This window comes from Echinicola rosea (assembly GCF_005281475.1).
Taxonomy (GTDB): domain Bacteria; phylum Bacteroidota; class Bacteroidia; order Cytophagales; family Cyclobacteriaceae; genus Echinicola; species Echinicola rosea.
This window is the reverse complement of the sequence record NZ_CP040106.1, coordinates 4374796-4397326: the sequence shown is the minus strand read 5'-3', so window position 1 is coordinate 4397326 and position 22531 is coordinate 4374796. Positions and strand designations below refer to the sequence as shown.

Below are 22531 nucleotides of genomic sequence, written 5' to 3'. Positions count from 1 at the left end.
TCTATTTGACTAAAATTCTTATTAATTGCGGTGAGTTTTTATTCCAGGCTTTGATTAGGTAAACTCCTTTACGATTCGTGGTAAAATTAACGAATTTGCCATTTTCTGCCTCACTGATATCGATATTTATTTCCCTGCCAAAGGTGTCGTAAAGTTTGATATCGTCCACGTCTCCTTCCAAGAATATTTTATTGTTTTCGACTGGATTTGGATAGGCTTTGATCTGGGATTCCGTCTCAGGGGAATCAGGTGGCTGGGGGCCTTCCGTTTGCATGTGTGCCCTGATCATAAGGGAGCCGATCACTTGTTCACTGGGGGCCCAGGATCCTGAGATATTGTAATGGACTTCGGAAGAGGTGTCGTTTGATTTGTCCAGGCCAATATGGACGAAATCATTGGTAAACTGCATATAACCAACATAGAAGTCACCTTCCACTTGGATAGCAGTATCCAAGGGGAATTTGGTAAATTCTTCCAGCTGGTTCTTGGGTTGAATAATAACTTCTTTGGCAAAAACCGGTTCGGCTTCCAGCGATGACCATATCAATAAGTCCACTGCTGTACCTGCTTGGGCCGGGTTTGTGAAATTGATGCTAAGTGCATTGACATAGGCAGGAGAGGAGGCGTGGTACTTTACGGCCAACATGCCAGAGCGTTGGTTGATTCCCGCTGCATAGTCCACCGTTCCCCGATCAAAAGCATAATAATCCCTGATCGGGATAGTAGTCCGCGCCGTGTCATTGATGCGGAAATCCACTTGGCTGAAGTAGGTGGTATCACCATCGGTGATATGATCAATTAGGAAATCATCCCCAGAGCTCAGATAAACGATACTTTCCAGGTCAAATTCCTCTTCACGATTTTGTTCCGCCAGTTCTGTAGGTATGCCGCTGGCAAAATCCCTTCGCTCGTTTGCCAATGGTACCGGGTTAAATGGCGTGTTTGAATTGAGCACCATGACGGGTTCCTGATTGCCTTTATCCCTGATTTCGGCCGAATATTCCATGGCCCTGAACCGGTCGTTCAAATTGTAAAACTGGTTTTGAACGCTGGTCAAGACGGTATCTGAGAGTGCATTGAATTCAAATAATGGCAAGGCTGTATATTTCCCCAAAAAGCTACTGTTCAATTGCGTAAGTGCTCTATCGGGATAATTCAGGTCATCTTCCGACCTGTTTTTGTTGAGATACACATAATCCAGCAACCAGCTGTCAAATGGTCCGGCCATCCTTCCGGAACTCTGAAACATCATCTTGAATTGGCCATGCTGGTAAATTCCTTCCAGCGGAATGATTTCCTGTTGGAATGCTTGGATGCTGTCCCCTCCATATTGGGTCCATATTACATTCCAATTTCCCAAGCTGTCCAAAAAGGACAGTTGGAGAAAATCTTCTGAATCGGGGATTTCGGCTTTCCCACCGGCTTGCCAAAAGAAGCTAAGGTAGGTGCTGCCTTGCGCTTCATCGCTTAGCCCCGAAAGATTTATGGAGCGAGAGGTAATCCGGTCGGTCAGGTTCACTTGGCCGATATCGGTGCTGTAGGGTTGCCCATTGGCTTTGGTGCCGTCCAAGAGCATGACGCCCAGGCTCGGTGCTCCCACGCCAATGCTAAGGGAGACATTGGCACCACGGGATTCCCATTTTGTGCTGTCCAAGGTGCCTTGGGAAAAATCATCCCAGAACGGCAATTCCAATGTGTCCGCCAATAACTTGGAATGGATATGTTTCTGTTTACTATCGACATAATCGCTCCTATTGACACTGAGTTGGCGTAATTGACCAAAAGATTGGTGAAAGACACCCATCAGTGCACATAAAAATAGACCAAGCTTGACGATGCTTCTTCTCATTTAAAAATCATTCTCAATTGCTCCGAGTTCGGAAACCCACAGGTCAACCAATTCTCCTGTTTTGGCTTCTATGCCAGAAGGTGGAAGCTGCTTGACAATGGTTCCTTTGGGAACAGTATCCGTCGTGACAAAATTCACCCTGCCCATGCGTAGGCCAGAGCCCACGATCAAAAACTCTGCTTCTTCTTCCTCCATACCGATGAGGTTAGGAATGGCCAGGCTTTGCTTGCCCAGTCCATCGCCAACGACCAAATCAATCTGTGAGCCCTTGGGTATTTCGAAGCCTTCCTTAATTGATCTTCCATGAAATTTCTGCTCAAGCACCACATTTCGACCAATGTCTGGCACGTAGATAATCTCTCCTCTAATCAATCCATAATTAGAAAGGATCTCTTGGGCATTCTTAATTGGGCTGTTTACTAAGTTAGGCATTTTAATCAAAGGAGCATTCTCAGCATTGAGTGTGATGTAAACTTTTCTGCCTTGTTTGACTTTTGCGCCGGGGCGTGGATTTTGTTTTAGGACAGTTAGTGGCTTGGCATTGGCTTCAAATCCACTGTCAAGCGTGATTTCGTAACGGAGATCACGTGCTTTCAAATAACTTTCGATTTCACTGTAATCAAAATTTTCCAAATCGGGCACCGTAACCGTTTCCCCATGATTGGTATAGTTGGGCAAGTAAACCTGAAAAAAGACAAATAGGACAGTAAATAACAGTGCCAGTATCACTGCGAGATGAATAAGTACTCTCTTGGAACCTTGCTTAAAGTTGCTCATTGACGATTATCTTATTTTTTATTCCTCTGTAAAGGTAAATTTAATTTTTGCTTCACGGAATGATTTTTTCCATAAATAGTTTTCTATACCATAATAAGCGTGCCAGAAATGGATCAAGTAGCAGTGGTTCCTTAGCGTAACCGAGGGACACCCACGACTACTTCATTTTTGCCAGTGCTGGGGCTAAGACCCAGCACATCTCAGCAGCCCCACCTGCAAGGACTGAAATTGTCTCAAAACCCACATCTCAATACTATCCATCTACTGAATGATCAGTCTTTTGGTGATTGATAGGGTTTCGCTCTGGATTTTGATGATGAAAATCCCTCGGGAAAAAAGCTCCGTGCTGAAATGATACGTTTGGTTTAGCGTGCCAGGATAAATTACATCATGGGCTACTTGCCCGCTGGTACTTATGACTTGTATCCTGACATCTTCTTGTCGCGCTAGGTTGAATACCAAGCTAAATATATCCGTGGTTGGGTTAGGATACAGGATGGCATCTCCATTTGTAGGATAGACCGGGTCGGGATCATCCGAAAGGAACAATTCGATGTTGTCGAGATAAATAGGGTTGGTTTCAGCCGTACCATTTTCTACTACAAAAGCAATTCTGATGTTCTGGCTTCCCTCACCCGTATAATCTGATAAGTTTATAAATTCCTTGACAAATTCACTTGGCGTATTAGGATTTATGGGGCTGTCACCGGTAATGGTGTTCAAGGTTTCCCCTTCATAGACCGCCACTTGATGCTCAAAAGTCTGGCCACCGTCCAAGCTCAGCATTACTTTTAATCGAGTATTATTGGTCATCCCACTGGCCGCACGGTCAAAGAAAATACTGGCCTGGCTGGTATTGCTCAAGTCCATCAGCGGTGATCCCAGCCAATATGAATTGCCAGAAGATTGGCCTTGAAGGACAGCTAAGTTGTCGTTTTGAGCACCTTCTTTGGTGATCACTTCCCAAGCAGGCTGACCGTTTTCCGGATTGACAGTAATCCAGGGATCCAGCTGGAGCAAACCATCAAAATATTGCCTCCAAGGAACCTCAACCGATGCGGCATCTTGGTAGAAGTAGCGATTGATCTGCTGGGCAGTAGTGGGGTTCTGGTCATAGTTTGGAGAATGGAGGCGATATTCTACTCCATTCAGCTCATCAGTAAGCAAAGAAGGCAGTTCGATATTTACTTGCTCATCAGGAGCAATGTCCATGTCCGTCAAGGTTATGGTGCTCTGAGCAAAGCCGTTTAGCACGCGATCTGCCAATATGGTATTGATGGTCAGTTCACCTGTGTTGGTCAAGCGGACCACATCGCTTTCTTGATTCCCATCTGGCAATGGGGAAGGGCTTACGAGTTCATCGATGCTGAAGCTATAATTTGTCTCCTGTGCTGCGTTGATCCTAATATCTTTGATAAACAGGTTGTTACCGAAACCATTGATGGTGATAAATGCTATTCGGACATTGCCTTCGCCGGCATATGGACTGAGGTCCACTACTTCGGTACGGAAATCGCTTTGGGTGTTCGGTATGAATTCGGCCGTTGAAGCGCTGGCTGTTTCCAGGCTTTCTTGGGATTTCTGATAAGGAGGATTGATCAGGTCAAAGGTATTCCCACAATCGGTGGAGATTCCAATGATCAGCTGGTCATCCAGTCCATTTTGCGGATAGCGTGCATAGGCCATGTCGAAGACCAGTTGGGCATTGGGGAATTGGGTGAGGTTGATCTGTGGCGAAATCAGGTGGTCGGTCGCACCGCTGGTTTCATAATTGTAAAAATTCAACCCTACGGCGTTTACCGGCTGGCCATCCAAGGTCAAGTTCAGCGTTTCCCAAGTAAGTGCCTCGTCCTCATTTTTTACGGTCCATACATCGTTGAAATCCTCAGGTGAATAGGTGTATGGCAAGGAGAGGTTAGGCTGTATGGCGGGGGAAGTGGAAAGCGTATTATTGGCCGAGTTCTCATCAGTACCGCCATTGACCCCAATGATATTGACTTCAAAGTTGTTCCCTGTATTGGCCACTTGTATTGGATCAAATGCCAAGGTCGTGTCATCTCCTTGATTGAGGCTAAAGGTAAACGACTTCTGTTCTAGTAACTGGCCGTTGAGGCTAATGGTCAGCTCAGCCCCTGTTAGCTGATCTGTGCCGGCATTATATACACTGACCTGGGGAGTAACGGCAGTGGAGCAGATATAGTCTTTTGGGGCAATGATCGTCTCCAGTGCCAGGTCATGGGCGACGACCTGAGGGGCTTGTGTGGCGCGTCCATTGACCAGGGAAACCCGCCGTGGACTATTGGCCAAGACGACATTCATACGTTCCAGTTGGCCTTGGGTAAAAAGGTTCATGCAGGCATCAGGGGTATAATCCATATAATTTTGGATCATGTCCAAGCTGCCACAGGTGGTCCGGTTGGTTTGGCAGCTGCTGTTTGAGCCATTTTGGTCAGGTGTATCGTTGACGAAGTCATCTACTTCACAGCCGCCATCGCCCCAAATATGCCTCAAGCCAAAGAAATGGCCTACCTCATGAGTTGCTGTCCTGCCGGCAGAAGCGGTTACAGTATTGCCTCCTTCCCCAAAATATCGATAATCAATGGTCACACCATCCGTTTCTTTGGCAGTAGGGGGGAAGTCTAGTCCACTTAGGTCTGATATTGGAAATGAAGCCCAACCTAAATGATTGGTTTCAAGTGTGGCTACCCAGATATTTAGATAATCCTCAGAATCCCAATAAGATTCTTGACTTAACTTAATCGGGTCTGATTGTTCGTAAAAACTTTGATTTCCCTGTACCCGATTAATCCCATCTGTAGGCAGCCCTCTAGGATCCTGCTTGGCCAGTACAAACTGAATATTGGCATTGGCAGCTACAGGTTGGAATGCCGCCAGTGTATTGGCCGCATCGGCATTGGTGCGGCTGTAGTCTTCGTTGAGGATGCGGATTTGGGCCTCTATTTGTGATTGGGGGATATTGGCACCTTGGCCGAGCGGTTCTCCATTATGGATCACGTGCACGACTACAGGAATGACCCGAACCTCATCCATTGTCGTTCTCAGGTTGGCACTTTTGCGGTCTTGGATTTTGTCTTCCATCCAAGCCTCAAAATATTCCTTCGAACCAAAAATCCCCAAGGCTTCCATTTGCTTTTGTTCCACTAAAGGAGCTGCACATTTCTCAATGGGGAATTGGTTGCCGTTATGGACTGCAGGGGTAAGCGTTTGCTGCGCAAAAAGTGTTGTACAATCTAAAAATAACAAAAAGGATAGTACTAACTCTATCCTTAAAATCAGTAATATCCTTTTCATTAATGCTTAAATACTTTGCTGTTTATTCCGAAACGGAAATGTTGATGGCTTCTACTTTGCTGATTTCAGGAATGGCCTTTTTGACCGCTTCTTCCACACCGGCCTTCAAGGTCATTGTGGACATCGGGCACGAACTGCATGTTCCTGTCAACTCCAGCTGCAAAACCATCTCATCGGTGAGGTCAACAATTTTTACATTTCCGCCATCTGCTTCCAAGTAAGGACGAATGGTGTCCAATGCATTTTCTATTTTTTCGATTAGTTCTGTATCCATTATGTTATTTAGGTATTAACCTGTACTACCTTGGTTTTACTTTTTTCTGCATTTCTGATGGCGATCTGCCTTGCCATTGCCTCGGCAAGATCGGAAAATGCCTTCTCCGTGATGCCTTCTTTAAGCACGGCGGGATAGCCTGTATCGCCACTTTCCCGGATGCTTTGTACGATTGGGATTTCTCCTAAGAAAGGAACTTCGTGCTTTCTGGCCAACCGCTGACCACCTTCTTTACCGAAAAGATAGTATTTATTGTCCGGCAACTCTTCAGGTGTAAAATAAGCCATATTTTCCACAACACCTAAAACGGGAACGTTTATTTGGGGTTGCTTGAACATGGACAAACCTTTGGTCGCATCTGCCAATGCCACTTTTTGTGGAGTGGTCACGATGATAGCCCCTGTTACAGGTACCGTCTGCACCATGGTAAGGTGGATATCAGAGGTGCCTGGAGGTAGGTCAATCAGCAGATAGTCCAGTTCACCCCACTCCACATCGCCGATGAATTGCTTCAATGCCGAACTGGCCATGGGGCCTCTCCAGACCACCGCACTATCGGCTGGGGTCAGAAAACCAATGGACATCAGCTTTACCCCATATTGCTCGATAGGGATGATGATGTTCTTGCCGTTTTCCTGTTTTACGGGCGGCTGTTCTCCTTCGACGTTAAACATGACCGGAATGGAAGGTCCTGAAATATCCGCATCTACCAAGCCTACTTTGGCACCGGTCTTGGCAAGGGCCACGGCGAGGTTGGCAGAGCAGGTGGATTTGCCCACGCCGCCCTTGCCCGATGCGATGGCGATGATGTTCTTAACTTTGGGAAGCAAGGGAGCATTGTCTCTAGCGGTGGTGACATTGGAAGTCATGGTGATATCCAATTCCAGTTCCTCTCCAAACTCCTTGACCAAGGCTTCTTCACAATTGTTTTTGATCAGTTCCTTGAGCGGACAAGCTGGAGTGGTGAGTACTACCTTAAAACTCAATTTATTTCCTTCTGCCACCACATCTTGGATCATGCCAAGGGTGACCAGATCTTTTTTTAGATCAGGGTCTTCTACAGTGGAGAGGGCTTTAAGTACCTTTTCTTTACTAATGATCATTACGATGGGTAAATTTTGCGCAAGTTAGTGCTTATTGATACGAATTAAAATTATTGTGTCCAATTATCGGCGAAATAGGGGATTTGCTCAGTCGAGCAGCACCTTACTAAGTTCACAGTTAGTTGGCCAACGATCCGCTGCCCATACAACCTCGTTTGGAAAGGAATAGTTTCTTTTTAGAAGTGTAGGACACCAAGGAAGTTTCAGAGGACTTTTCTATCTTTGGATTTATTAAGGATTCATCATGGGATTAAGTAATATAACGACAGAAAAAGTAAAGGAGCGAGTAGATATTGAGGAGGTGGTCAATGACTACGTGTCGTTAAAGAAAAAAGGCCAAAACCTCTGGGCGTGCTGTCCCTTCCACAACGAAAAATCACCCTCTTTTTCGGTATCTCCTGCCAAGCAAATTTACAAATGCTTTGGCTGTGGTGCTGCGGGTGATGCATTGAAGTTTGTGATGGATATCGAAGGAATCGGCTTTAACGAAGCCATAAAGCACCTAGCCCAGAAATACGGCATTGAGATCGAGGAGGAAAAAGCCGCTACACCGGAGGAAGTCCAAGCCTATAACGAGCGTGAAAGCCTCTATATCGTCCAGGGATTTGCCAAGGACCATTTTTCCAAAAACCTGTTGGATTCCGAAGAAGGCAAATCCGTAGGGCTGAGCTATTTTAAGGAAAGAGGCTTTAATTTGTCCACCATAGAGAAGTTTGATCTGGGGTATGCCATGGACAGCTGGGACCACCTGCATCATGCCGCAAACAAGGCGGGGCATTCGGATGACATTTTGCTGAAAGGCGGGCTGATCCTACAGAAAGAAGGGGATCCTTCCCGGAAATACGACCGTTTTCGTGGCAGGGTGGTGTTTACGATCCACAACTTGGCCGGTAAGCCCATAGCCTTTGGTGCACGTATCCTCACCAATGACAAAAAGCAGCCCAAATACATCAACTCTCCGGAGACAGCCATTTACCATAAAAGTGATGTGCTGTACGGAATCTATCAAGCCAAACAGGCCATTCGAAGCCAGGACAATTGCTATTTGGTGGAAGGCTACACAGATGTGATCTCCATGCACCTTTCGGGCATTGAGAATGTGGTGGCTTCCTCAGGTACGTCCCTTACCGAAAACCAGATCAAGCTGATTAAGCGGTTTACGGACAATGTCACCGTGCTGTATGATGGGGATGCGGCAGGTATCAAGGCCTCCCTTCGGGGGATTGATATGCTCTTGGAAGGCGGCTTGAATGTGAAAGCAGTGGTGTTTCCTGAGGGAGACGATCCGGACAGCTATTCCCGCAAGGTAGGTTCAGAGGCTTTTCAGCAATATCTTCATGACCATGCGCGGGACTTTATCGCGTTTAAGATCGAGTTGTATGCCGAGGAGGCGGCACATGATCCGATCAAGCGGGCGGATACGGTACGCCAAGTGGTGCAGAGTGTGGCCAAAATCCCTGACCCCATCACTCGCTCGGTATATGTGAAGGAGTCTGCAAGGCTCCTTAAGATGGATGAGGACATCGTACTGGCCGAGCTGAACAAGATCTTGCTGAAAGGACAGAAGGATGCCTATTTTAAGGAAAAACAGCAAGCTCCCCCTCCGCCGGATGCAGGGGCTCCTTTCGAGGATTTTCTTCCAGAGCAAAAGTCAAAATGGTCTTCAGCTGATGTTTTGGCAAAGCAGGAGAGGGAAATGATGAGGCTTTTGGTGACCTATGGTTTTGAGAAAGTGTCGGATGACCTGCATGTTTGTGAATATTTGATCCAAGAGACGGGAGATGTTTCATTTGGGACTCCTATTTATCAAAAGTTATTTGTGGAGTACAAGCGTGCCCTGAAGAAAGGCGTCCTGCCAGATGCAGATTATTTTATCAAATTGGATGATGAAGAGATCAAGGGAGAGGTGATCAACATGATATCCCAGCGACATGAAATGTCGGATAATTGGGAGCAAAAGCACATGATCTATACCAACCGGGAATCGGATGATCTTTCCAAGACTACTTTCAATGAAATTTTAAGATTGAAGCGGAGGGTCTTGGAAAAGATGGTGGACGAAACCATGGAAAAAATCAGGTCGGCGGAGGAACAAAATAAGTTGGAGGAAGTGACAGAATTTCAGATGGTTCTCATTTCCCTCAACGGATCTTTGAAAGAAATAAACAAACAATTAGGAACCGTAAAGTCCCGGTAAACCAAACTAAATAAGGGGATTTTCGGTTTTAGAGGATAAAGGGTGTATTTTTGCACTGCTAATTGACCATTGAAGAAAAAATTATGGCTGAAGAAATAAAACTTGATTCCATCGAGGAGGCAATAGAAGCGATCAAAAACGGCGAAGTGGTCATTGTAGTTGATGACGAGGACCGCGAAAACGAAGGGGATTTTGTCTGTGCAGCAGAGAAAGTAACTCCTGAGATCATCAATTTTATGGCCACTCACGGTCGTGGACTGATCTGCGCACCGATTATAGAAGACAGATGTGAAGAGCTTGGACTGGAGTTGATGGTAGGCCGGAATACCGCTACCTACGAAACCCCATTTACGGTATCAGTGGACCTGATCGGGCATGGCTGTACCACTGGGATTTCGGCCAGCGACCGTGCCAAGACGATCAAGGCACTGATCGATGATGATATCCATCCAGACGAATTGGGCAAGCCAGGTCATATTTTCCCCTTGAAGGCCAAGCGGGGAGGAGTATTGAGAAGGACGGGACATACTGAGGCAGCCATTGATCTGTCAAGGTTGGCCGGCCTTTACCCAGCGGGGGTGTTGGTAGAGATCATGAATGATGACGGCACCATGGCTAGGGTCCCTGACCTTGTGGAAGTGGCCAAGCGTTTTGACCTGAAATTGGTCAGCATAAAAGATCTCATCGCCTATCGACTAAAAAATGAGTCTCTTATTAAAAGGGAAATTGGTGTCGAAATGCCTACAGAATTTGGGGATTTTGACTTGATTGCGTTCCGCCAGACCAATACCGATGAAATACATATGGCTCTGGTAAAAGGAGAATGGAAGGAAGGAGAGCCGATACTCGTACGCGTACATTCCTCCTGCGTGACCGGTGATATCTTCGGATCTTGCAGGTGTGACTGTGGCCCGCAGTTGCACAGTGCCATGGAGATGGTAAACCAGGCAGGGAAAGGTGTGGTGCTCTACATGAACCAAGAAGGCCGTGGAATCGGGCTGATCAATAAACTAAAAGCTTACAAACTGCAGGAAGAAGGGATGGACACCGTACAGGCAAACCAAGCGCTTGGTTTTCCGATGGACAAAAGAGACTATGGTGTAGGCGCACAAATCCTCCGGGATCTGGGCGTGTCCAAAATCAAGCTGCTGACCAATAATCCTACCAAAAGAGCTGGTCTGTTGGGCTATGGGCTCGAAATTGTAGATACAGTGGCGTTGGAAATTACCCCGAATGCCCACAATGAAAGATACCTGACCACCAAAAGGGATAAAATGGGCCACCAAATCCTAAAAAAAGAAATCAATAAAATGAAATAAATATGCTCGACCGCTGCAAACGAAGCTTTGTTTGATTAGATAGGTGGAGAGAAACATAAAAGTGCTACTGGTCAGGAGGTAAATCCCGGCTGGTAGCTTTTTTTATGGACAAGATCGATAACGCTAAAATCTCCTTAATTCTTGAGCATTATCAGTCCATTTAAACGTTTTTAGTACAAATTGAGACAGAATGATTAACTAATTCGTCTTTATTTTCGTTAGCTTAATGTAGAATCAAATGCATTTGTCATGAAAAGACTTCTTCCTATTATCGTTTTGCTGTTTGTAGCTGTACAGTATGCTGGTGCTCAGAACTTCCCTTCCCAGGTATGGCATGATGGTACAATTTATCTGACAAGTGGTGATGTTTATAAGGGAAAGGTGAAATATGACATGGAGAAAAATATTGTTCAGGTTCAGCAAGATGGCGTCCATACGTATAACAGTTCTTCGATATCACGCTTTGAAATCTTCGATGAGTTTTATGGTGGAATGCGCTCCTTTTATAGCCTTCCATATGACGTAAACAATAATAATTATGAGGTGCCTATTTTCTTTGAGCTGCTGACAGAAGGGGAGGATATTACTTTATTGTGCCGTGAATACATCACCACGGATACGCGAAATATGGGAATGTACAGCATGTACATGTCGCCAATGTATGGGCCACCGATGAGCACCACCAATAAATTGGCCTTTGATTATTTTTTCTTGACCGATGGCAAGATCGTAGAATATAGCCAAAAGCGGAAGGACCTCCTTGGTTATATGGAGGACAGAGAAGACGAAGTAAAGCTTTATATACGTAAAAACAGGCTTGATTGTGATAGAAGAGGGGATTTGCTACGGATTACGGCCTACTACAACCAATTAAAGGACCAATAGGCAATGGATGACGGAATGAGTTTAAGAAATGGTAAAGTATGAAAGGCATGATGGAACCCCCTATCCATCATGCTTTGTTTTTGGAGGCTTTATCGTAAATTTGATTAGTGATATGGACATGTCCTTTGAAAACAAAAGACACGTCCATAATAAACTTTTAGTGTAAAATCTATTTTCAAGGTAATAACCAAAAAAGTAATATTTTAATGACCAAACCACTCATTTTAGTATCTAACGACGACGGTATTACTTCGCGGGGCATTAGGGTCTTGGTGAATGTAATGAAAAATCTTGGCGAGGTGGTAGTCGTGGCACCGGACAGCCCACAGTCAGGCATGGGGCATGCCATTACCATTGGCAATACACTGAGATTGGACGAGGAGGAGATTTTTGATGATGTGGAGGCTTATAAGTCCAGCGGTACACCGGCAGATTGTGTAAAATTGGCCAAGCACTATGTCTTTCATGATCGCAAACCAGACTTGATCGTCAGTGGCATCAACCATGGTAGCAATACATCTATCAGTGTATTGTATTCAGGGACAATGTCTGCGGCGATTGAAGGGGCAATCGAGGGGTATCCTTCCATCGGGTTTAGTTTGTGCGACTATAGTGCCAAGGCGGACTTTTCGCACGTGGAGGAATACGTTTACAAGATAGCCAAGCAAGTACTAGAACACGGCATGCCAAAAGGTGTCGCCCTTAATGTCAACTTTCCTCCCAAACGCAATGAACCGCTCAAAGGCATTAAGCTTTGCCGTCAGGCCAGGGCCAAGTGGCAAGAGGAGTTTGACGAGCGCTTTGATCCCAATGGCAGAAAGTACTTCTGGATGGCGGGAAATTTCGTGAATTTTGACAAAGGCGAGGATAACGACGAGTGGGCCATTGCCAATAATTATGCATCAGTGGTACCATGCCAGTTTGATATGACCGCCTATCATGCCATCACCCAGATGAATGAAGAGTGGGATTTGGATGTGGAATAGGAGTCCAAAGTACCCAATATCAGGACCATAAGACTGAATAAGATAAAGACCAGGTTTGAAATTTCCCTTTTGAGCCTGGTCTTAGTTTCTTTCCGTGAACTTTTTCAGTCGTAATGTGGTATTATACCCGGAATCAATGCCGTTTAGTTAGTGTGTACCTGGAAATGTTGGTTCTATTGTTTTTCTGCTAAATTCCAAGATGGTTTTCATCTCTTTACCTTTGTTACTTTTTTGCTTCAGGTCAAAAAAGTAACCAAAAAACCCCGCCGCTACGCCACGGCGCACAGGTGTGCATCTATTGGCCTAAAATTAAAACCTCCCCTCATGCAGGCAAACTCCTCCTTTTCTAGCAGCCAACATTCTTTTTAGCTAGTATTTCGTCAAACAAGCCTGCCTTCTTGCCTGCCCGCTTTTTAATTTCTTACGCCCAATACCTGCAAGGCGAATTCAGTTAATAAGTCCCAAAAATGTATCGCTTCCTTTTGACGGCCCTTGGTATGCCTGTTTTCCAGCCGATGGTGGAGGCCGTTAAGAAAGGGAGTTGGCTCGCGTCGTGGAACAGCGAGACCCACTCGGTTTTAGGCCGTAGCCATCGGGTGGAAATTAAACCCGCATTATGCATTAGCCTATCTATTGCGACCTGAAACTACTTCAAAATCAATCGCTTCGCTGCTGTTTTCGATTTTACCATAGCGATGCTATGATTCAATCTCCAAACAGCCTGATTTTCTTGTAGTTTCAGCTCTCATAACGATTCCTAATGCATAAAGCGGGTTAAAATGGGCGACGGATCCACGTCGCAGGGGAAATCCATGTCCCATTTTAAAGGGCAGACCACCGGCCTAGATTTTTTTCTTTGTTTTTTCATCAATGGAAAAAAGGAAAAGGATAAAATCCACTAGGATGATCAGGTTTCCCCAGCCAAAGTCAATCAAAAAAAGGACTTTTAGGTATATGAAAAGAAGGAAATCCCCTTAACTAAACGGCATTGAACCCGGAATATGCATTAGTCTATCTACGCCACGGCGCACAGGTGTTGCGACCTTAAACTGCTTCAAAATCAGCCGTTTCACTTTAGTTTTCGGCATAACCGTAGCGGTGCTACGCTAATGCCTCCAAACTAACTGATTTTCTTGCAATTTCAGCTCTCACTACGATTCCTAACGCATAATTCGGGTTAAAATTTCAAGGTATTTGGCAAATATTTCGCCACCAGATCCTCGTAGTATGGCCTTAGTGCTTTGGCATCCGGTGGGGTAGGTACCTTGGAATAAAGATCGTAGGGGTTGAATTTATTGACCCATTCAAACATTTTCTTGTCATGGCCGCTCATCAAGTGATCATAGGCATTTTCTTTATGCTGTGCATAAAAGGAGTGATACCGGATCATATAAAGAGCCTGTTCGGGCAGGTGATCTTTGACCATCTGATAAAGGTACTCATCATGTCCCCAAGACATTTTTACATTATCCAGGCCGCAGTTGGGGCTGTATATACCATACTTGGTGTTCAGTTCTGGATTTTGCTGATCGGGGTTGAGGTCAAAAAACTCTGGGAAAACAATTTTGTCAGAAAACTGGCATCCCACTGGAAATGTGTCGCCCACCACAGCCCATTGAGGCTCCCCGAAGAGACATAATACTTTGCCAAAATCATGGATAAATCCGGTCAACACGAACCAATCTGGATGACCATCTGCGCGGATAGCTTCGGAGGTTTGAAGCAAATGTTGCAATTGATCCAAATCAGTATCGGGGTCAGAATCATCCACCAGTGTATTTAAGAAATCTACAGCTTCCCAAAAGTCCATTTCCTTTTTATCGAACTGTAGGAATTCCTCTTCTTTTTTGACGACGAAATCATAGGTTTGGTATTGGTGGTTGAGCTTATAAAATTCCTTTACGGTGTCTTGGCGGCTTCCGTCATTATAATTTCTGTATTCCTCCTTGGATTTATCGTTGTTATTGGGGTCAGGATAGCGTTTGAGCAGGTCCTTTTCCCAATCTTCGATACTTTTTAGCGGATTCTTTTTTGGTAGGTCGTTTGAAATCTTCATAGGTATAGCTAGGTTTTTAACTGCAATTCCCGTTTTCTTTTTGCAGGAACTTAACGTGAATTTAATTGGAAATGATCTTTATGATTGGAATGCCCGAGCTATTGTATACCCTTTTGAACAGGTAGCATAGTAATCCGATCTGCCATGTTTTGGTATAAAACATATAAATGGTACATTTCTTTAGCTCAGCATGATAATCGAGGCGACTTTCATTATCCAGTCTTTTTTCTTTTCTCCAAATGAATTCACTGTTACAAGTTACGGATGAAAGTAATTACTTACAATTTATACGGTTTTGGTGTCATCTGATTGAATGGACAATACAGGCCTTCAATGGTATTTAAAGGATGGAAATGGTAGTGAAAACCTTTGCATAACAAAGTCTTTTTGTAACACAGTGACAGGCCAAAAGACACATAGGATTACACGTAGGTTTAGGTTTGTCCTGACGCTAGTCTTTTCTATTCTATAAGATATCTAGTGATGGATTGGTGAATAATTTGCCATGCAATCGATTTAATTAGCTTGATTAAGTGTTTTTGCAAAAATAGTACGTGTATAGGGAAATATAATACATAGTATAATTTAATATTTTATTTGAAAAATGCAAGCTTACCCGTGCTGTTAGGGCATCACAGTACAGTACAGATCAGTTTAGGTGGTGATCGCACATATATTGCAAACATAATTTTTACCCTGAACTAATAGTAGATATTTAATTTCATTGATCGGTTACTTTACATTATAACGTGTTGATTTTACACTTAAGTATAACTGGTCTTTAAAAATTAACAACCCAATTTAATAACCTAAATTAAGTCAAGATGATCAAAAGGATTACTTACCTTTTTTCAGCTTGCTTTCTGCTATTTGCGTGCAGGGAAGTAGGCTGGGAAGAACATTATGAACGCCCCGAGTGGCTAAAAGGCAATGCCTGGGAATTGCTGGAAAGCAGGGGGGATTTTACCATCTTTCTGGAGGCCGTAGAAAAATCCGGCTTTAAAAGTTTAGTGGAAGGAAAAGGGATCATCACGGTGTTGGCACCGCCGGATGATGCTTTTGAACAGTACTTTTCTGAAGAGGGTATAGGATCAGTCGATCAACTCTCAGAAGCAGAAGCAAAGAAGTTGGTGGGTTACCACCTGGTTTATTACTCATTTTCCAGGGAGCGATTTGCCAACTACCGTCCGGAAGGACAATTCGTAGAAAAGCCCGCCATGGCCGGCCTGTACTATAAGCACCGCACCAAAAGCCGGGATACCATTTCAGTAGAAATGGATAAGGTGTCCGGTAAAGAACGGACCATTTTTCACAAAGAACGTTTTGTTCCCGTTTTTTCTTACAACCTATTCACGTCCAAAAATATAGATGCTGCGTCCAATTACGAGTATTTCTATCCTGAAAGTACTTGGACAGGATCGGGCGGGTTTAATGTTTCCAATGCCACGGTAAGTGAATATGCCCTGCCGACAGACAATGGCTATGTGTATATTGTCGATCGGGTCGTAAAGCCTTTGGAGACAGTATATAATGAGTTGGAGCAAGAGGAAGGTTACAGCGATTTCATCAAAATCTACGATCGTTTTACCAACTACTGGTATGATGATGAGACCTCCAAAGCTTATGCAGAAGCAGGTGACTCCTTGTATGTAAAGACACATATGGGCTTGCCGGAAATTGCTTCCGAGTGGTCTTATAATGGCGGGGCTGGATTGGTGGATTATGCAAACCTGGCAGCCCTTTCGGCCAATGCCTATAATGTTTTTGCACCCAATAATGCAGCGTTAGATGCTTTTTTCAGCGAGTATTGGGCTGAAAATTATGGCTCGCTGGACGAGGTTCCATTTTTGCCGATCAGGTTATTGCTGAGCAACCATGTTTATCAAGGAAGTATTGTGTTTCCTGCAGAAATCGAACGTGGCGATATTCAAAGTAATTTTGGCAATACCATTCAGTTTGATCCTGCCCAGGACGTGGCTGCCAAAGGCATTGGCGTAAACGGAGTTTACTATGGGCTGAATGAAGTAATCGTGCCTGAACTCTTCCGAGGGGTAATCGGTCCATTGCTTCAACAACCGAAATACAGCATGTTTTTGCAGATGATGTATGACTCGGGCAGCCTACAGGCTTTCCTGGGCGATGCGCTCAAGTTTACGGTTTTTATTCCCACCAACGAAACCATTCTCAACACCATCTATGGCGGGAGCGAGATCTTTTGGAATGAAGGCAATCCACTTCAGTTTGGCGATGAGGCCATAGAGGTAGAAAATGCCGATGGCATCCGAGTGCCGATGAGTACGGGAGCCATGAGGGCGTTTGTACAGAATCATATCGTGACTGAAGAGATCACGGAAATTTCAGGAACCAAAGTTTACCGCACCCGAAATCCATTTAGCTACCTGTACATCACCGATGAGGGAGTGGCTTCTTCCAATAGCTATAACTTGGGGGAATTTGCTCCTGCCACGACGGTAAATGGTGAATGGAACAATGGAATGGCCTATGAGGTAGAACGCTCGCTCATCCGTGAGGAGGGAAGCTTCAAGTACATCATTGCATCGGCCAGCTCAGGAACCAGTACGATCCAGGAATTTTCAGAGTTTTCCAAACTGTTGTCTCAGGCCGGTTTGGTGGAGCCCAATAATGAATTTGAATTCCTGTTCGGTGATAATTACATGCTCTTCGCACCGACCAATGAGGCTATTTTGGAGGCCAAAGAGCAAGGACTGATCCCAGAAGGTGAAGATGAGCTGGAGGATTTTCTGCGGTATTATTTTGTACCGGCCAGTACCAATAGCTACAGTGACTATGCCTTCCCGGGAATGGGTGTGGAAGGGGCGCTGACCACAGCCCAGGAAAACGGGGATGCCTTCAGCCAACTGACACTAATGGACAATGGTACAGGCCTAGAGCTGAGGTCTGCTGCTGGAGAGACGGCCAGCGTGGTCAGTACATTTCCAAGAACTTATGTGGATGCCGCTGTCTATCAAATCGATAAAGTGCTCAATTCAGGACAATAAACCCTCAATACCAGTTTTATGAAACTAAGATATATCATTAGCTGTCTGCTAATGCTGTTCATCGTATTGCCTTCTGTGGCACAGGAACAGCCGCAACAGACCGTTTTGACAGGAAAAATAACCGACATCGGTGGGGAGCCGCTCATAGGGGCGAGTATCTTCATCGAAAATGAACAGCAACGTAATTTAAATGGCACCATTTCGGACGAAAATGGTAACTATCGCTTGGCAGTACCGGCGGGCAATAACTTAAGGGTGGTCTTCTCTTACATCGGTTTTAAAACCAAAAAGGTGACCATCGGTAACCAAACCACCATCAATACCAACCTGGAAGAAGATGCCTTCGAGTACGGATCTGCGGAAGTGGTGGCGGAACGGGTTCAGACCAACTCACTGGGCATTAGCCAGCGTGAGCAAGTGTCTTCCAGCCAGCGATTCGATGTGGAGCAATTGGAGGAAGTGCCCATGACCTCCATCGAATCCGGCCTACAAGGACGAATGGCCAATGTGGACATTATTTCAGGTGCTGACCCAGGATCAAGAAGTACCATCCGTATCCGGGGAACCTCTTCCCTGAATGCCAATTCAGAACCGTTGATCGTGGTGGACGGTATTCCTTATCCGACCAATTTTGGTGATGACTTTAACTTCGCCACGGCCAATGACCAGGATTTTGGTGCCTTGGTCAATATATCACCTAATGACATCGAATCCATTGAAGTACTTAAAGATGCGGCCGCTACGGCTATTTGGGGATCTCAGGGTGCCAATGGGGTGTTGGTGTTCAAGACCAAAAAAGGAAAAAAAGGAAAGACACGGTTTTCTTTCTCTACCAAATCAGAAATCAAGAAGGAACCCAATACCATTCCACTGCTGAATGGATCACAGTATGTCAGCTTGATGCAAGATGGGATATGGAATTCCATCAATGATATCGGCTATCAAGCTGGTTCGGCTTATACGAACTTGTTGTTCCAGTCGTCGGAGATCAATTTTGACCCAGAGTGGGTTTACTTTGATGAATACAACCAAAATACCAATTGGGTCAATGAAGTAACCCAACTGGGCTATTTTCTGGACAATAACTTCTCCCTCAGCGGTGGCGGAGACAAGGCCATTTACCGTGTGTCTGTCGGCTATCTGCGGGATATGGGAACGACCATCGGGACTTCCCTTGATCGGTTCAACTCCATGGCGAGTGTGACCTATAATTTCTCCAACAAGCTGAGCGTAAGTGCGGACATGTCTTATTCTCAAAGCCTTAAAGATGCCAACTGGACAGAAGGTAATTTTCCGTCTGCCCGGTCCATGGCCATGCGTAAGATGCCCAATATGAGCCCTTATGTACTGGATGATGTGGGCAGAAGAACCACGGAATATTTTACACCACAAGAAAATTTCCAAGGGAGCTTTGCCAATAACAAGATGTATAATCCGGTGGCCTTGGTACATGAATCCAGTAATCAGACAAAGGCGGATAATGCCCGGGTGATCTTCCGATTGCGCTACCAGTTTAACCCGGACTTACAGTACCAAGGTACGGTAGGTTTTGATACCAGAACCAATAAAAACACCAGTTTCCTGCCGCAGTCTGTCACGGGTGTACTTTGGACGGATCCTTATTTCAATAGAAGTGCGGATATGCTTTCGGATCAGCTGTATATCAATACCGAAAACAAGCTGATCTATAACAAAGCCATCAATGATAAAAACCACATCATATTGAGTGGCTTGGTGCAGACCAACGAGGCCCGGAGTTTTGGCTATGTCAGCCAGACCAGCGGCAATGCCTCCGAATCCTTAAATGACCCAACAGACGGCGGAGCGGTATCAAAGATGGAGTCCGATAACTCAATGACGCGCAGGATTGCGACGATCGCAAATGCCCACTATACTTTTAATGGTAAATACATCATTTCGGGTGGTTACCGCTGGGAGGCCAATTCCAGCTTGGGAGCCAATAACCGCTGGGCTGGGTTTCCATCGATCGGCTTGGCCTGGCACTTTGGTGATGAACCGTTTATGAAGGACATCGCAGGCATTGAATTGGGTAAGTTGAGGGCCAGTTGGGGTAAAAGCGGAAATCCTCCGGGGGGAGCTTTCCCTTACATCGGAACGTTTAGTCCGATTACACCAGGCTATATGGATATGGTGGCCATTTCGCCTTCTTCTATCCAGCTGGAAAACCTGCGCTGGGAAACCATCACCCAGTCCAATATCGGGATTGACTTTTCCCTTTTGGAGGGGAGGTTGTATGTGACTGCAGAGGTATATGATAGAAGGACAACGGATTTGTTGCAAAAGGATTACAGCTTGCCTTCTTCCACTGGGTTCTCAGAAGTGAGGTATTACAATTCCGGAGAAGTGTACAACAGGGGCTGGGAAATGATCTTTAACTATGACGCGATCAAGCGAGAGGACTTAGGAATTTCCTTTAACTTCAATATCGCCCGTAACCGCAACAAGGTGGAGCAGCTTCCAGACAATATGCTTTTTGAAAACTATAATTTCGATAATGGCGAGTACGCCCATAAGATCGTGGAAGGTAATCCCATCGGCTCGTTTTATGGCTATCGCTATGAAGGCGTCTATCAAGATGGCGAGCAGACCTATGCCCGCGACAATGACGGCAACCTGATGTATGACATTAATGGGGAATTGGTGTATATGCAAAATGGAAACCGCCGTGTGTATCCCGGAGATGCCAAATATGAAGATGTCAATGGAGACGGCGTCATAGATCAATTTGATATTGTGTATCTGGGCAATGCCATGCCGCTTTTCACCGCAGGTGGTGGTTTTAATATCCGCTGGAAGAATTTTATGCTGACCACATTCCTGCACGGAAGGTTTGGTCAGAAGATCGTCAACCAGACACGGATCAATACCGAAAACATGTACGGTACGGCCAATCAAAGTACAGCCGTGCTTAAGCGCTGGAGACACCAAGGTGATGATACCGAGATTCCCCGTGCGCTATATAATGAAGGTTATAATTACCTGGGATCCGATCGCTTTGTGGAGGACGGTTCATTTGTACGGCTGAAGACCGTCTCGCTAAGATATTCCTTGCCGAAAGCTTGGCTGTCCAAGAACAATATCGAGCGGCTGGATGTCTTTTTTACCGCACAGGACCTTTACACGTGGACCAAGTATTCCGGTCAGGATCCAGAGGTAAACCTTTCCAGCAATATTTATATGCTCAGTGTGGATGGAGCATCCACCCCGCGTCCTAAGCGGTTTGCATTGGGTATAAACATGAACTTTTAATCCGAAGGAATCATGAGAAAGACATATATATGCTTACTGGCTGTATTGACACTGGCCATCAGTTCATGTAACGATTGGTTGGAATTACAGCCCGAAAACAATCAGGTCAGTGATGAGTACTGGACCAATAAAGAAGAAGTAGAGGCGGTACTTGGTGCCGGGTATGTGAGGCTTCGCGAGACGATGGAGCAGCAATTGGTATGGGGCGAAATGCGAGGAAATGGTCTTACCACCGGCAGTGGAGCCATATTGGCAGATATCTTCAGAATCAACCAATGGGATATCCTTCCCGGTAATGACTTTGTCAAATGGGACAAGTTTTACCAAGTGATCAATTATGCCAACATGGTCATCAAGTATGCCCCTGAGGTAGTGGAGAGGGATCCATCCTTCAACCAAAATGTGATGCAATCTTACCTGTCGGAAGCCTACTTCCTAAGAGGCCTGGCTTATTTCTATTTGGTTCGAAACTTCCGGGACGTTCCCTTGATCACGGATCCTTATATGGATGATCAGACGGCTTTTGAGGTGGCCAAGTCGCCTTCAAATGAAATTTTCCAGCAGATCAAAATGGATCTGGAAGGTGCAGTGGAATATGCCAAGGAAGTGGCCCCCACGGTATGGGAAACCAAAGGCCGCGCGACCAAATGGGCGATCTATGCTACACTGGCAGACGTGTACCTTTGGACAGAAGAATATGATAAGGCTATTGCTGCATGTGATGCGGTCATCAACAGTGGCCAGTTGGGCTTGTTGGAAGGAATGGTCAATAACAATAACAATTGGTACAGGATATTCAGTGAGGGAAATACCAATGAGGGGATTTTCGAACTACAGTTTGATTTTGACAAGAGCCAGACCAATAACCTGATGTCCTGGTTTGGAACCAATCAGCGGTATAATGTCACAGAACACACCGTTACGTTGTTCGCTGATTCGGATGAGGATATCCGGGGAGAAGGTTCCAGCTATTTGGAAGGGGATTTCAGTGTTTGGAAGTATTTGGGTGCTGAAGCCGAGACGGGCATTCCCAGGACTTATAGTGACCAAAACTGGATCATTTACCGTATTGCTGACATTTACCTGATGAAGGCAGAGGCCATGGTCATGAAAGGAGCCGGCAGCTATGATCAAGCCGCCCAACTGATCAATCAGGTACGTGAGCGAGCCCAGATTTCAGCACCGGTTTCTGCAGCTTCTACGGAGTTGGAGATGCTGGAACTGGTCATGGAAGAGCGGGGAAGGGAGTTTGTCGGAGAAGGCAAAAACTGGTACGACATCCTTCGTGTGGCGAGCAGAAACGACTACGAGTACAAGGATTACCTGATCACCCAGGTGTTGCTGACAGCTCCTGCAAGTTCCGCTCCGATTATCCGTTCCAAACTGCTGGACGTGAACAGCCATTACCTGCCCATTCATCTTGAAGAGCTGGCAGCAAACAGGCTGTTGGAGCAAAACCCATATTACGATAACCTTAATTAAC

At 45.4% G+C, this 22531-nt stretch carries 14 protein-coding genes; 8 read left to right on the top strand and 6 right to left on the bottom strand.

Going from position 1 to position 22531, the window contains the following annotated elements; genetic code table 11:
• Nucleotide 1: 1 nt before the first annotated feature.
• From FDP09_RS17150 to FDP09_RS17130, 5 genes are all read right to left on the bottom strand, one after another.
• Nucleotides 2–1849, bottom strand: coding sequence for a T9SS type A sorting domain-containing protein (locus tag FDP09_RS17150; RefSeq protein ID WP_137403831.1), 1848 nt, complete (start codon nucleotides 1847–1849; stop codon nucleotides 2–4).
• Nucleotides 1850–2626: a PASTA domain-containing protein gene (locus tag FDP09_RS17145; protein WP_137403830.1), complete on the bottom strand. Its 777-nt coding sequence runs from the start codon at nucleotides 2624–2626 to the stop codon at nucleotides 1850–1852.
• 261 nt (nucleotides 2627–2887) lie between these two features.
• Nucleotides 2888–5938, bottom strand: coding sequence for a M43 family zinc metalloprotease (locus FDP09_RS17140; RefSeq protein ID WP_137403829.1), 3051 nt, complete (start codon nucleotides 5936–5938; stop codon nucleotides 2888–2890).
• Between the two features lie 22 nt (nucleotides 5939–5960).
• Entirely contained in the window at nucleotides 5961–6212 is a 252-nt protein-coding gene (locus FDP09_RS17135; protein WP_137403828.1) for a NifU family protein, read from the bottom strand.
• 8 nt (nucleotides 6213–6220) lie between these two features.
• A complete protein-coding gene (locus tag FDP09_RS17130; RefSeq protein WP_137403827.1) occupies nucleotides 6221–7315 on the bottom strand; it encodes an Mrp/NBP35 family ATP-binding protein in 1095 nt (364 codons plus the stop codon).
• Between the two features lie 244 nt (nucleotides 7316–7559).
• On the opposite strand from FDP09_RS17130, the gene dnaG reads away from it, so the two are divergent.
• The 5 genes from dnaG (at nucleotide 7560) to FDP09_RS23850 (ending at nucleotide 13346) form a co-directional block, all read left to right on the top strand.
• The gene (gene dnaG / locus FDP09_RS17125; RefSeq protein ID WP_137403826.1) at nucleotides 7560–9512 is read left to right on the top strand and encodes a DNA primase; all 1953 of its coding nucleotides are present in this window, start codon (nucleotides 7560–7562) and stop codon (nucleotides 9510–9512) included.
• Nucleotides 9513–9595: 83 nt separating this feature from the next.
• A complete protein-coding gene (locus FDP09_RS17120) occupies nucleotides 9596–10831 on the top strand; it encodes a bifunctional 3,4-dihydroxy-2-butanone-4-phosphate synthase/GTP cyclohydrolase II (protein WP_137403825.1) in 1236 nt (411 codons plus the stop codon).
• Nucleotides 10832–11080: 249 nt separating this feature from the next.
• Entirely contained in the window at nucleotides 11081–11716 is a 636-nt protein-coding gene (locus tag FDP09_RS17115; RefSeq protein ID WP_137403824.1) for a hypothetical protein, read from the top strand.
• A 206-nt stretch (nucleotides 11717–11922) separates the two neighbouring features.
• A complete protein-coding gene (gene surE, locus FDP09_RS17110) occupies nucleotides 11923–12702 on the top strand; it encodes a 5'/3'-nucleotidase SurE (protein ID WP_137403823.1) in 780 nt (259 codons plus the stop codon).
• 467 nt (nucleotides 12703–13169) lie between these two features.
• Entirely contained in the window at nucleotides 13170–13346 is a 177-nt protein-coding gene (locus tag FDP09_RS23850; protein ID WP_187328701.1) for a hypothetical protein, read from the top strand.
• 533 nt (nucleotides 13347–13879) lie between these two features.
• Here FDP09_RS23850 and FDP09_RS17105 read toward each other — a convergent pair.
• Nucleotides 13880–14758, bottom strand: a complete 879-nt coding sequence (locus tag FDP09_RS17105) for an inositol oxygenase family protein (protein WP_137403822.1) — start codon at nucleotides 14756–14758, stop codon at nucleotides 13880–13882.
• 824 nt (nucleotides 14759–15582) lie between these two features.
• Here FDP09_RS17105 and FDP09_RS17100 point away from each other — a divergent pair.
• The 3 genes from FDP09_RS17100 to FDP09_RS17090 are packed head-to-tail and all read left to right on the top strand — an operon-like array spanning nucleotide 15583 to nucleotide 22530.
• Complete coding sequence (locus FDP09_RS17100; RefSeq protein ID WP_137403821.1) at nucleotides 15583–17778, top strand: fasciclin domain-containing protein; 2196 nt, start codon at nucleotides 15583–15585, stop codon at nucleotides 17776–17778.
• A gap of 18 nt (nucleotides 17779–17796) precedes the next feature.
• Nucleotides 17797–21048, top strand: a complete 3252-nt coding sequence (locus FDP09_RS17095) for a SusC/RagA family TonB-linked outer membrane protein (RefSeq protein WP_137403820.1) — start codon at nucleotides 17797–17799, stop codon at nucleotides 21046–21048.
• A 12-nt stretch (nucleotides 21049–21060) separates the two neighbouring features.
• Nucleotides 21061–22530, top strand: coding sequence for a RagB/SusD family nutrient uptake outer membrane protein (locus FDP09_RS17090; protein WP_137403819.1), 1470 nt, complete (start codon nucleotides 21061–21063; stop codon nucleotides 22528–22530).
• Nucleotide 22531: the final 1 nt, after the last annotated feature.